Below are 12,487 nucleotides of genomic sequence, written 5' to 3' on the forward strand. Positions count from 1 at the left end.
GTCATGACGTACGACTCCCTGGTCAACCGCGGCGACTACTTCTCGGCCCACTACCTCGCCGAGGTGCTGCCCAAGGACCTCAAGACGGGCCTGCTCCAGACCTGGAAGGAGCGGGAGGAGGCCGCCAAGCCCCCGGCCGGTACGGGAGAGGCGGCGCCCTCCGAGGGCCCCGACATCGTGCGCGAGGACGCCAAGCAGGCCCTGCCCATCACCCCGCGAGCCGGTCTCCGGGCACTGCGCCGCGACTACTTCCGTGCCCGCTCGTTCTTCGCCCTCCCCGAGGACGCGGAGGGCACCGCGTCCACGCCCGATACCGGCGACGACGCGCTGACGTACGCCGCCCCCGCCTGGCGGGAGCGGGTACAGGCGCTGAACGCCGAGGTCCTGCGCGCACTGGGCTACGACGCGAAGCCCGGCAACCTCACCGTCTGGCGGGCGGGCCAGAGCCACGAGATCACGGTCGCGCACGCCGAGAAGGGCCTCGTCGCCGTCGACTGCGGCTGGGCCGCCGAAGCGGACGCCGCTCTGGACCCCGACGGCCCGGGCCGCCTCCTCGACCCCGTCGTCCTCGACGGCTCGAACAGCCTGACCACCGGCTCCAAGCTGGCCTTGTTCCTGTTCGCCTGCGACGACGCCCCGCGCTATGTCCTGCTGCTCGTCGGCGGCGTCGTCGTCCTCGCCGACCGTATGGTCTGGGGCGAGGGCCGCTACCTCGCCGTCTCCCTCGACCTCGCGCTCCAGCGCAACGACACCCGCCCGGGCGGCGAACTGGACACCGTCGCCGCGCTGTTCGGCGCCGACTCGCTCCGCACCCCTGAGGAGGGCGGCGAGAACCCGCTCGCCGAGCTCGTCGGCAAGTCCACCAAGCACGCGGTGGGCGTCTCCAGCGAGCTGCGCGACGGCCTGCGGCTGAGCGTCGAGCTGATCGCCAACGAGGTCCTGGAACGCCTCCGCGAGCAGGGCGTACGCCCCCAGGACATCGGCGAACTCCCCGAACTCGGACGCCAGCTGACCCGCGAGTCGCTGCGCTACCTCTACCGCATCCTGTTCCTGCTGTACGCCGAGGCCCGCCCCGAGCTGGGCATCCTGCCGTCCGACTATCCCGAGTACCAGCTCGGCTACGGCCTCGGTCGGCTCGGCGAACTCGTCGCGGAGCGGGACCTCGTCGATGAGAAGTCCCGCCGCGGCTTCTACCTGTACGAGTCCCTGGACCTGCTGTTCCGCAAGGTCCAGGACGGCTACCGGCCGCGCCGCATCCACGGCGAGGCGGCGGAGACGGCGGAGACCGCCGACGCGGTCGGCGCCGTCGGCGCGAAGAGCAGCGAGGACCTAGGCCTGCGCTTCGAGCCCCTGCACTCCACGCTCTTCGAGCGGGACTCGATCAAGCTGATCGGCGCGGACGCCGTCGTCGACCCCCGTCACGACGCCGACGAGGCCCTCGCCCGCGGCGAGCGCGTCCGCTACCTCGACACCCGGCTCCGCAACGCCACCCTGTACGAGGTCCTGCACAAGCTCATGCTCACCAAGGGCAAGAAGGGTGAGCGCGGCGGCTTCATCTCATACGCCCAGCTGGGCATCAACCAGCTCGGCGCCGTGTACGAGGGCCTGATGTCGTACTCAGGCTTCATCGCGGGCGAGGAGCTGTACGAGGTCGCCAAGGGCGGCGACCCGAAGGACGGCTCCTGGCTGGTTCCCAAGTCGAAGGCTGAAGAATACGACGCCTCGGACTTCGTCCCACGCCCCGAGGCGCACACCGGCGAGGAGGTCCGAGTCCGGTACGCCCCCGGCTCGTTCGTCTACCGGCTCTCCGGCCGCGACCGCCAGACCTCGGCCTCCTACTACACGCCGGAATCCCTCACCAAGGTCACCGTGCAGCTGGCCCTCCAGCACCGCCTCGACCCGGACGGCACGGTCACCGAGGCCCGCGAGCTGCTCGACTGGAAGATCTGCGAACCAGCCCTCGGCTCCGGCGCGTTCCTCAACGAGGCCATCAACCAGGTCGCCGCCGAGTACCTCCGCCGCCGCCAGAAGGAACTCGGCCACTCCATCGACACCGAGCAGTACGCCGTCGAACTCCAGAAGGCCAAGGCGTACATCGCCCTCCACAACTCGTACGGCGTCGACCTCAACGAGACGGCGGTCGAGCTGGCCGAGGTGTCGTTGTGGCTCAACACCATGCACCCCGGCATGGAGGCCCCCTGGTTCGGCCTCCACCTGCGGCGCGGCAACTCCCTCATCGGCGGCCGGCGCGAGATGTACGGCCCCGAGCGTCTGAAGAAGGGCGGCTGGCTGGGCACGACCCCGGAGCGCTATCCGCTGGCGGACGCGCAGGCGGGCGTCCCGCTGCCCGAGGGCGCGGTGCACCACTTCCTGCTCCCTGCGAAGGAGTGGGGCGCGGTCGCCGCCGAGAAGGAGGCGAAGGCGCTGGCGCCGGAGGCCGCGAAGGCGCTCGGCGCGTGGCGCAAGGCCGTCACCAAGTCCCCGACGGCCAAGCAGACAGCCCGGTTGCAGGGCCTGGCCCGGCGCGCCGAGTACCTGTGGGACCTGGTGGTGCAGCGGCTGACGATCTCCGAGCGGGAGATCTCCCGGCGGGTGGACGTGTGGGAGGCGGAGCCGGAGTGGCTGCGCCGACCCAAGGAGGCCGTGCCCCGGGAGAAGGTGCTGGCCGACCTCACGGCGGTGGACACCCCGTACTGGCGGCTGAAGAAGCTCATGGACACGTGGTGCGCGCTCTGGTTCTGGCCCGTGCAGGAGGCCGCGCTGCTGGACGGAACTGACGCGCGGTACCAGCGGGCGGAGGTCGTGCCCGTGCCGCAGGGCGGGGCCGTTGCGGAGTCCGGGGCGTCGGACGTGATCCGTACGTACGAGGAGGTCGACCTCCTCGGCAACGTCACGGTGAAGGAGGTCAGGCGCGGCGACATCGACAAGCGGCGCAAGGGCACGCGCAAGGGCGAGCAGTCCTTCGTGGGCCAGCGCCGCGAGGTCATTCCCCTGGCGAATCTGGACGACTGGCTGGACTTCGCGGAGGCACTGCTGGGCACGCACGATGTGCCGGCGGAGTCGCTGGTGGCGTCTTTCGATTCGCTCGGTGACCTGGAGCGGTACGAGGACGAGCTGCCAGACTGGATGGGCATGGACCGGTCGTACTGGCTGGAGGGTCGGTTCCCGTGGGTGTCGGTTGCGGGGGACGTGGCCAAGCGGCAGGGGTTCTTCCATTGGGAGCTGGAGTACGCCCAAGTGTTTGCGGGGCGCGGCGGGTTTGATCTGCAGGTGGGGAATCCGCCGTGGGTGAGACCGGACTGGAAGGAGGACTCGGTTCTCGCCGAGTTGGATCCCTTGTTCGTGTTCAGTGACAAGCTCGATGCAGCAGAGTTGAACCTCCGAAAGGCCGAGACCCTTGAGATCGAGGAGAACCGCAAATACCTCCTTGATGAGCTGGCAACCACCACCGGAGTCGCCACCTACCTCTCTTCTGGCGCAACCTATAAGCTCCTTGCCAAAACACGCCCAGACCTCTACCGGGCCTTCATGGCGCACACATGGAAAAGCAGCGCCTCAACCGGAGTCGCAGGGCTGATCCACCCCGATACCCACTTCAGCGGCACGAAGGAGGGGGAGCTCCGAGAGGCGACATATCAGCACCTACGGGTTCACGCACACTTCTCAAATCGACTGCAGATTTTCGAGGAGGTACAGGGAACCCGCCAGTTCAGCCTCAACATCTACGGCAGCGCCCGGCCGGCCAATTTCACTCACACGAGCTGGCTCTTCTCCCCCGATACCCTGACATCGTCCCTCTCCCACGATGGAACTGGCCCCCTGCCCGGAATCAAGCATGCAGGAGCATGGGAGACCCGCCCCCATGCGGCTCGTCTAATTCAGGTCGACATCGAACGTCTATGCGAGTGGAACCAGCTGACGGGCGGAGGGGGTAAGCCAGACGCACAGGCCCCCATGCTGTACCCCGTCACCAGCGAGGAACAGGGCGCAATTAGCAGGCTGACCGAACAGAGCTACCGACTTGTGGAGCACGAAGAATACTCTCCGAGCGATGGCTTCAACGAAAAAATTGACAGGGACGTCAAGAAGCTGATCAAGAAGGCAACAGGAGAGGTTGACTCCACGGCGGATCTCATCCTCCAGGGGTCACATCTTCTGATCGGCACGCCATTCGCACAGAACCCGAAGATCCCGTGCAATTCCCCCCGGGACTGGTTTGAGACTCCGCCCCACACACTGAGCCCTGACCACCTCCCACGCGTAAACTATGTTCGCGCTTGCACGAGCGAGACCTATCGACAGGCACAAGACAAATGGGACGGGAGGCCCTACACCGACTACTTCCGACTGGCATGGCGCGTCATGATCGATTTCGATGGAAACCGCAGCCTCTTCGCTGCGCTCGTCCCGCCGGGCCCTGCACATGTCGACGCTGTGAACTCGATGGCACTCAAGGACAATAGACTGACGGCCTTGAATGCGGGGTTTTGGGCATCCCTCCCCCTGGATTATCTATTGCGCATCACAGGGCGTAGGCACTTGCGCGCTGCCGAGGCTCGCAAGATGCCCGCCCCCGACCCCAGGCACCCCCTTTCCTCCGCCCTCCTTCTGCGCTCCCTTCGCTTGAACGCCATTACAAGTGCATATGCCCCCCTCTGGGCGGAACTGTTCAACCCTCAATGGGCGGGTTACGAGGATTGGGCCAATCCCGCTTGGTTGAATCTTGAACCAATTGCGGCAGGCCTCACATCCGCCTGGGATTTCGAGACAGCCCTCCGCACGGAGCACGAGCGCCGGGCTGCACTGGTCGAGCTGGACGCGCTCGTCGCCGTTTGGCTCGGCATGACCGCCGACCAACTAGTTGCCGTGTACAGGTCGCGCTACCCCGTTCTGTCAGATTTCGAGATGGCAATGTGGTTCGACGCTAACGGTCGCAAAATCGCCCAGAACCACAACACCTACGGCCACGGCCAGACTAAGCAGGACTGGCTCGACTTCGAAGCCCACCTCGCCGACCCCGCCAACACCCCGCCCCCCGCCGGCTACGTCGGGCCCTTCTACAAGGCCGACCGTGAAGCCGAGATGCGGGCCGCGCACGCCCACTTCCAGGCGCGGCTGGACAAGGAGAGCGAGCTCGGGCGTTGGTCGCCTCCGGCGCGCAAGGCGGCCGTCGAGAGCGCAGCATGACATGCGGCTGCCCCGGACCTTTCGCGGCCCGGGGCAGCCACGCCTTGGTACTACCGGCTCGCGAAGCCGACGAAGGCGGTCCATGCAGATCCGTCGACCTCAAGCCCGGGACGGCGCGTGTCCTTGGAGTCGCGGACGTGGACGCTGCCTCGGCGTTCAGCCACCTCCACGCACTCCCCGCCGGAGCCCGTGCTGTAACTGCTCTTGAACCACGCCAACTCATCCGTGGTCCCGGGGGGCTTTTCGGTGTTCATGACTCTCCCAGCAACTTCTCTCGACGAAGACCAGCGATGCCCGCGGAGTGAGCGCCTGGGCCCTGAGGATGCCGTACTGCTCCTCCAACTCACGAACCGGCTTGCGATCGGTGTGCGACCGACTGTCCTTGTATCCCTCCACGTAGGCGATCCTCCGTCCGTCACCCGTCTCGATCAAGGTGAAGGGGCCTTCGAGTCCAGCGTGCTCCTCCAGTTCGGTGGGCACCACCTGAATCTCGACGTTTCGGCGCTGGCCGATCAGCAGGACTTGTTCGAGCTGGCCCCGCATCACCATCCGGCCCCCCAAGGGACGCCGCAGGACCGCTTCCTCAATGACGAAGCTGATCGTCGGCAGCGGCACCCTGGCCAGAATCTCCTGCCGCGCGAGCCGCGCTGCTACCCGTTGCTCCACCGTCTCCTCAGGCAGCAGAGGACGCGACATGGTGAACACTGCTCGGGCGTAGTCCTCGGTCTGGAGGAGGCCCGGCACGGCCTTGGTCCCGTACACATGAAGCTCAACCGCCTCCGCCTCCAACTTCGCCGCATCCCGGAAGAACGCCGGGTACTGCGCCCGCGCCACCTCCTCCTTCATCTCCTTCAGGACCTCGCCCGCGTCCAGCAGCTCGTCCGCCTGGTCGATGAAGCGCGGCGGCGGGACCCTCCGCCCCTGCTCGTACGCCGCGATCGTCGACGCCGAGTACCCAAGCCGCGCCCCGAACTCCGTCCGCTCCACCCCGGCCCGTACCCGGAACCGTTTCAGCTGGCGGCCGAAGACGCGCAGGATGCCCGAGCCCGGGTCCGGGGCGGCGGCGTCGCTGGCCGGGTCGTCGTCCTCTGCCCGCTGGGTGGATTCGTTCACGCCCGCCATCACCTCCACCGGCCAACGCCGCTCCGCGTCGGCCGTCACGCTCCGCGCCGCCTACAGGTACCGACACCGCGCCCACCACCGCCCCCTGTACGCGCGTCGAGCCTTACTCAGCGTAGGCGGCAGGCGCCAGCCTGTGTCCCATGAACAGCGAACCTTCCCCTGCATCCACCGCCCTTGAGTTCGCGATGCGCTTCACGTCCTCACCGCGCGGGGCCCGCCTCGCCCGGCGGCTCGTCTCCCACTGTCTGGACAGCTGGGGCCACCCCTACACCTCCACCGACAACGAGACGATGACGCTCATCGCCGCCGAGTTGACCGGCAACGCCGTGCGTCACGGGCACGTGCCCGGGCGGGATTTCCACCTCCGGCTCACCGATTCGGCGGACACCCTGCGTATCGAGGTCACCGACACCCGTACTGAGCGCGTACCGCTGCTCTCCTCCCACGAGCCGCCCGGAGACGCCGAGTCGGGGCGCGGGCTGCTGGTCGTGGCGCGGCTGGCGAGTCGGTGGGCGGTGGCGCCGCGCGTGGGCGCTCCGGGGAAGACCGTGTGGGCCGAACTGCACCTTTCACGCCAATGACCAGCGGGTTTTCGGAAATTGGCCTACGGTCTGTCCGTGCATGTCGCTAGGGTCGTGCGTCCGTGTGTGCACTGCACGGGGGAGCCCAAGGGGGAACAGCGCACGTGAGCAGCACCCATCACACCGACCCGGCCGCCGGTTACCGCATCTCCATCGTCGACGAGGATCCGCTGCGCGCGCGGCGCGAGGCCCGCGAGTTGCTCGCTGCCCTCGCCGAGACAGACCCGCAGGCCGCGCTCGACGTTCCGGCCGGGCCCGCGGCCACCGGCACCACCAACGACAAGGGCGGACCGGTCGCGGAGCTCCTCGGTCTGGTGTTCGGCGGCGGCTCCCTGGTCGCCGCCGCCCTTCAGATCTGGCTGGCGCGCGTGCCGCAGCGGACGATCGTCGTGACGCGGCCCGACGGGGCGACGCTGACGATCTCCGGGAAGCAGGCCCGCGCGGACGACGCGCAGATCGAGCGGTTCCTCAACGGCGGTGAGGGTTCGGCGGACGAGGGCAGCGCGCAGGGCGGGCCGGGCGCGGCGTGAGTGACAACGACCGGTACGCCATGCTGATCGGCGTATCCACGTACGACAGCGAGCGGTACCACGCTCTGCCGGCGGTGCGGGCGGACCTGCACTACATGCAGGCGGTGCTGGAGAGCACCGAGATCGGCATGTACAACGACTGCGCGATGGTCGCGGAGCCGACGCGCGCCGAGATGCTGCACGCCGTCGAGACGTTCCTGGAGGAGCGGCAGGCCAGCGAGACGGCGCTGCTCTACTTCAGCGGGCACGGGGAGTTCTGCGAGGCGGACGGGCAGCTGTACTTCCTGACCCGGGACGCCGATCCGGACGACCTGCCAGGTACCGCCGTACCGGCCGAGTTCCTGGAGCGGATGCTCACGTCGTGCCGGGCCTCCTCGAAGGTCGTGCTGCTCGACTGCTGCTCCAGTGGCTCCGTCGTCCAGGGCTGGACGGCCAAGGGAGCGGCCGACGGCGGTGAACGGCCCGCGCCCAGCACGCTGCTGCGGCCGACCGGCGTGTACTTCATCACCGCCTCGGACGCCCTCCAGGCCGCCTCGGCACTGGCTCCGGCCGGTTCCTCGCTCGGCACGTCGCGGTTCACCGGGGAGATCGTCGAGGGGCTGCGCAGCGGGCGGATCAAGGACAGTGGCTGGATCACGCCGGACGACCTGTTCGAGTACCTGACCGCGCAGATGGTCCGCATCGGCGTGCCCGAGGAGCAGCGGCCCACGAAGTCCACCATCCGTGCGACGCGTTCCCTGCCGTTGGCCCGTTCGGTGGCGCGGTCCGTCCGGCTTCCCGAGCCGCCGCCGGAGGCCGGTGGCGGTCTGCCGGTCTCCTCGGCGCTGTCGAAGGCCCGGGGCCTTGTCGCGCAGGACGCGCGGGACGGCGTCGACCGGGAGCGTCTGCTGCGCTACTACGCGCACTGCCTGCGGGCGCAGGCCGAGTCGAAGATGCTGCCCGACCGGGACAGTGGCCGGGGCTCCGACTACTTCCTGCTGGGGCAGGGGGCGGAGACGATCCAGTCGGGACTGGGGTCCGGTCTTCCCGCGCCCGGTGGGCTGCCCAGGGCGAAGAGCACCGGGGCGAAGGTCGACGAGGCCGGGCTGCAGGAGTACTGGTACGGGTACCCGGCCGTGACGCTGCCCGAGCGCGGCGGTAACGGCGGCCGGCGGGCCGCCGTGCGCATCGCGCCGCTGCTGGTCCAGCCGATGGAGCTGGCGCCCGACGAGAACGGGCGGGACCGGCTGCGGCCGAGCGGGGTGCCTTCGCTGCACAGCGGTGTGCTCGCGGAGCTGCTGGAGGACGAGGAGGCGGCCGAGTTGCTCGGCCGCTGGCAGCCGACCTGGCAGGAGGGCAACGCCGCCCAGATGGTCAAGGCGGTGCGGGAACTCCTGACGCGGCTCGAACTCCCGGAGCTGGAGCCGCTCGACCTGTCCGCGCTCAGCGAGCGGTCCGTCATGGACTCGCTGCGATCCGGCGCCCACAACGCCGCCGTCCTCCTCACGCCCTCGGGTCTGGAGCGGGCCGCGTCCGAAGGGCTCGTGGAGAACCTGCTCCAGATGTCCACGCGCGCCGACCGGATCCCCGGCACCGCCCTGGACGCGCTCCTCACCGGGGGTGGCGACGGCGGGCCGGGCGGGAGCGGCGCGCCGCCCGTCCTGGTCTCCCCCGGACCGTGCAACGAGAGCCAGGCTCGGGTGATCACGTCGGCGATGACCCGGCCGCTCACCGTCTCCACCGGGCCGCCCGGCACCGGGAAGAGCGAGGTGGTGGCGGCGGTGGTCGCCACCGCGGTGGCCGCCGGGCAGTCCGTCCTCGTCGCTTCCACGAATAACGAGGCCGTGAACGTGGTGGCCGAGCGCTGCGACGCCATCTCCCCCGGGCTGCTCATGCGGACGGGGAACTCCGAGGCTCTGGAGGCCGAGGCCGCGAAGCTGGAGCGGCTGCTCGCCGAGCCGGTCGAGGCCCCGGCACGGGGTGCGGCGACCGTGGCGGGTGACCTCAGGAACCGGCACGCTCGGGCCGCCGTGCACGAGGCCGAGGCGGCGCGGCTGGTCGGCGAGGAGGCGCGGCTGCTGGAACTGCTGCGGGAGCGTGAGCGCCGTGCGGACGAGCTCGGGCTGCCGGTGGAGCTGCTGGAGCGGGCGTGGTCCGAGGGCGGGAGCGCGGCGCTCGCCGCCTGGGAGGACCGGGCGCAGAGGGCCGTCGTCGCCCGCTGGTACTCCTTCGGCCGGTGGCGCAGGGGGCGGGCGCTGTCCGCGTTCGTCGCCTCCGCCGGGGAGGGCGGTACGGGCGCGTGGCCGGACTGGGCCGCGGAACGGCCCGTACCGCCCGAGCTGCTGCTCGCCCTCGCCGAGGCCGCCGGAGTGGAAAGCGCGCTCAGGAGCCTCGTGCCGGGGCATCTCGCCCTGGACGAGGAGGCGCTGAAGCAGGCGCGGCTGGAGAGCCGGGCGGGTCTGTCGGAGGTGTCGGGCGAGCTGGCCCGGGCCGTGTCCGCCGAGGCGATGACGCGGGGGCGGTCGCTGATGGCCCAGCGGCTCCAGGCCCTGCGCCGGCGCTCCGGCTTCTGGAAGAGCCAGCGCAATCTGATGGCGCACCTGAAGGGCTGGGCCATCAGCACGCACTCGGTGCGTCAGCTCGAACTCGTCCCGGAGCTCTTCGACCTCGTCGTGATCGACGAGGCCAGCCAGTGCTCGATCCCGGCGGTGCTGCCGCTGCTGTTCCGGGCCAAGCGGGCGCTGATCATCGGGGATCCGATGCAGCTCGGGCACATTCCCGGGATCACGGCGCAGCAGGAGCGGCAGGCCCGCGTGCGGGCCGGGCTGAGCGCGGCGCAGCTGGAGGATCACCGGCTCGCTTACCACGTGTATTCCGCGTACCATGCCGCGGCACAGCACGGCGAGGAGACGCTGCTGCTCGACGAGCACTACCGGTGCCATCCGGCGATCGCCGATGTCGTCAACGGTCACTGCTACGCGGGTCAGTTGCAGGTACTCACTGACGTGAGGAGGCAGGTTCCGGCGCTCGATCCGGTGGGGTCGGGCGGTCCTGCTCCTGCCCTCGGCTGGGTCGACGTGCGGGACGGCGCGTCCGCGCTGGGCGCGGGTGGCCGGTCCTCGCGGAACGCGGCGGAGGCCGCCCGGGTGCGGGAGACGGTGGACGAGCTGCTCGCGCGGCTTCCCGAGGACGCGACGGTGGGCGTGGTGACGCCGTTCCGCGCGCAGAAGGACGCTTTGGCGCGGGTGTGGGCGGACGACGACCGCGTGCGGGTCGGCACGGTGCACGCCTTCCAGGGTGGGCAGCGGGACGTCATGGTCCTCAGCCCGGTGGCCACCGTCAACACCCCGCCCCGTACGACGCACTGGGTGTCGAGCCAGGTCAACCTGTGGAACGTCGCTGTCACCCGGGCGAAGTCGCAGCTGATCACGGTGGGCAGCCATGCCTTCTGGCAGGGGCAGTCGGGGCTTCCGGCGCTCCTTGCGGGGCGGTCGGAGGTGCTGGGGACGGGAGCGTCGGCGGACGGGCCCGGCGCGGGCTTCGGCGCGAGGCCCCGGAGCGCCTTCCGGGAGGAGCTCACGGACCGGCTCCAGGACTTCCTCGGGCGCTGTGGTGTGACTGACCTGGAGCGCGAGGCGGTGGTCGGCGGGCACGTCGTCGACCTGCTGTTCACGGTGGACGGCGCCAACACCGCCGTTCTCGTCGACACCGGGCCCGAGCACGGGCAGGACCCCGCCCGCCATCTGCGTCTGACGCACGCGCGCGGCGACCTGCTGCCCGGGCTGCCGTCCGGCGGTTTCGGCGCGAAGCCCGGACCGGTGGCGCGGACGGTCCGGGTGCCGGCGTGGCGGATCCTGGCGGGTGACGTGACGCTGGAGCCGCTCTTCGCCTGAGCCGCGCACCCCGGCGGGGTCAGGGCCGCAGGCTCCGGACGACGTGCGTGATGTGCTGGATGTTGCCGACGCGCAGCCATACTCCGGCGTTTCCGGTGCCTTCGGGGCCGTGCCCGCGTGCGCAGTCGCGCAGCCAGGTCTCGCCCGCGCTCGCCGCCGGACCCCGGAAGTCCGGCAGGGCGAGGATGTCCCGCGCGGCGGCGCGGACGGAAGCGGCCCGGTCGTGGCCGCGCGTCGGCACCCTCATGAGGACGTACGACTCGTCGGTGGTGTACCGCAGCACGCCCCAGGGCGGGCCGCCGCCGTTGTCGGAGGAGGGTCCGCGGGCGATCGCCTGGGTGGAGTCGATGCCGTAGTCGCCGTACGCGAGGGCGGGGACGAACTCCCTTCCGGCGCGGTGCAGATCGCGCCACACCCGCCAGTCCCAGCGGGGCACCACGGCCGTGCCGTCTTCCGGAAGCCCGGCCGGGAAGGCACCGCCCAGGACGGCGGCCGTTCGCCAGGGAGTGAGCGGCATCAGGGCTTCGAGTGCGCGCAGCGACTCCTTCGCCGTGTCGGTCCGGTCGGCCCGGACGGCGTCCAGGTCCAGCAGGAGGTCCGTCTCCACGGCGGGACCGGCGCGGACGACGAGTTCGCGGACGCCCTGGCCGACGGCGTCGTTCCACTCGCCGGGCAGCAGGACGCGTATGCCGAGTCCGCTCCGCGTGGACCGGGCGTGCTCCAGCATCGCGGCCTGGTGAGCCTCGGAGCGGTCGGGACCCGTCACCGGGCGCAGCGGACTCACGTCGGCGTCCGCGGACAGCGCCTCGGCCAGCGCCGACTGCTGCGCCTCGTCAGCGAACGGGCAGTCGACCCAGGCCGGATGATGGCGATGGGCCTTCCGCACGCGCCACAGGTCGTCCCGTACGCCCACGGCGAGTGCGTCGGGGTGCGCGCCCGCGCGGGGCGGAAGGTTCCACAGCGGCACGACGGCCGCCTGCACCGCCGGGATCAGCTGCCGGTACGCCTGGCAGGCGTGCTGCTTGGCCGGCAGGACGGGAACGTACAGCGGTCCGGACATGGCGGCTCCCCCTCGGCTCTGCCCGCGTCCTCTTCGCCGCGCCTGTCCTCGTCCGTCCCGTTGTCCGTTCCAGGATCCGCCGCGTCACCGCCACACGAAATGGCGTCTTTTCAGCCTTCATGACTGAAACATCGA

The 12,487-nt window shown here is 70.3% G+C and carries 7 protein-coding genes; 4 read left to right on the top strand and 3 right to left on the bottom strand.

All coding sequences use genetic code 11. The features are described 5' to 3' along the window. Window positions 1-3 precede the first annotated feature (3 nt). A complete protein-coding gene (locus tag ACF068_RS13210) occupies window positions 4-5,187 on the top strand; it encodes a class I SAM-dependent DNA methyltransferase (protein ID WP_392274300.1) in 5,184 nt (1,727 codons plus the stop codon). 50 nt (window positions 5,188-5,237) lie between these two features. On the opposite strand, the gene ACF068_RS13215 is transcribed toward ACF068_RS13210, so the two are convergent. Both ACF068_RS13215 and ACF068_RS13220 read right to left on the bottom strand, forming a co-directional pair. Further along, window positions 5,238-5,441 carry a DUF397 domain-containing protein gene (locus ACF068_RS13215; RefSeq protein WP_392274301.1) on the bottom strand — a complete coding sequence of 68 codons (204 nt, stop codon included), beginning with the start codon at window positions 5,439-5,441 and terminating at the stop codon, window positions 5,238-5,240. Next, complete coding sequence (locus tag ACF068_RS13220; protein WP_392274383.1) at window positions 5,407-6,309, bottom strand: helix-turn-helix domain-containing protein; 903 nt, start codon at window positions 6,307-6,309, stop codon at window positions 5,407-5,409. The genes ACF068_RS13215 and ACF068_RS13220 overlap by 35 nt, the downstream gene beginning before the upstream one ends. Before the next feature lie 140 nt (window positions 6,310-6,449). Here ACF068_RS13220 and ACF068_RS13225 point away from each other — a divergent pair, with 140 nt between their 5' ends. The 3 genes from ACF068_RS13225 to ACF068_RS13235 all read left to right on the top strand — a co-directional run bounded on the left by ACF068_RS13225 (window position 6,450) and on the right by ACF068_RS13235 (window position 11,292). Continuing rightward, window positions 6,450-6,890: an ATP-binding protein gene (locus ACF068_RS13225; protein ID WP_392274302.1), complete on the top strand. Its 441-nt coding sequence runs from the start codon at window positions 6,450-6,452 to the stop codon at window positions 6,888-6,890. Window positions 6,891-6,994: 104 nt separating this feature from the next. Beyond that, window positions 6,995-7,420 (top strand): hypothetical protein, encoded by a 426-nt coding sequence (locus ACF068_RS13230; protein ID WP_392274303.1) that lies wholly within the window; start codon window positions 6,995-6,997, stop codon window positions 7,418-7,420. Next, the gene (locus tag ACF068_RS13235; RefSeq protein ID WP_392274304.1) at window positions 7,417-11,292 is read left to right on the top strand and encodes an AAA domain-containing protein; all 3,876 of its coding nucleotides are present in this window, start codon (window positions 7,417-7,419) and stop codon (window positions 11,290-11,292) included. Before ACF068_RS13230 ends, ACF068_RS13235 begins: the two co-directional genes overlap by 4 nt. Window positions 11,293-11,311: 19 nt before the next feature. Here ACF068_RS13235 and ACF068_RS13240 read toward each other — a convergent pair whose 3' ends face one another. Beyond that, window positions 11,312-12,352: a hypothetical protein gene (locus ACF068_RS13240; RefSeq protein ID WP_392274305.1), complete on the bottom strand. Its 1,041-nt coding sequence runs from the start codon at window positions 12,350-12,352 to the stop codon at window positions 11,312-11,314. Between the last annotated feature and the right edge of the window lie 135 nt (window positions 12,353-12,487).

This window comes from Streptomyces sp. NPDC016309 (assembly GCF_043077235.1).
Classification (GTDB): domain Bacteria; phylum Actinomycetota; class Actinomycetes; order Streptomycetales; family Streptomycetaceae; genus Streptomyces.

Coding starts and splice junctions, on each gene's coding strand:
- ACF068_RS13210 (WP_392274300.1), top strand. CDS start 4: ATGACGTACGACTCCCTGGTCAACCGCGGCGACTACTTCTCGGCCCAC.
- ACF068_RS13215 (WP_392274301.1), bottom strand. CDS start 5,441: ATGAACACCGAAAAGCCCCCCGGGACCACGGATGAGTTGGCGTGGTTC.
- ACF068_RS13220 (WP_392274383.1), bottom strand. CDS start 6,309: ATGGCGGGCGTGAACGAATCCACCCAGCGGGCAGAGGACGACGACCCG.
- ACF068_RS13225 (WP_392274302.1), top strand. CDS start 6,450: ATGAACAGCGAACCTTCCCCTGCATCCACCGCCCTTGAGTTCGCGATG.
- ACF068_RS13240 (WP_392274305.1), bottom strand. CDS start 12,352: ATGTCCGGACCGCTGTACGTTCCCGTCCTGCCGGCCAAGCAGCACGCC.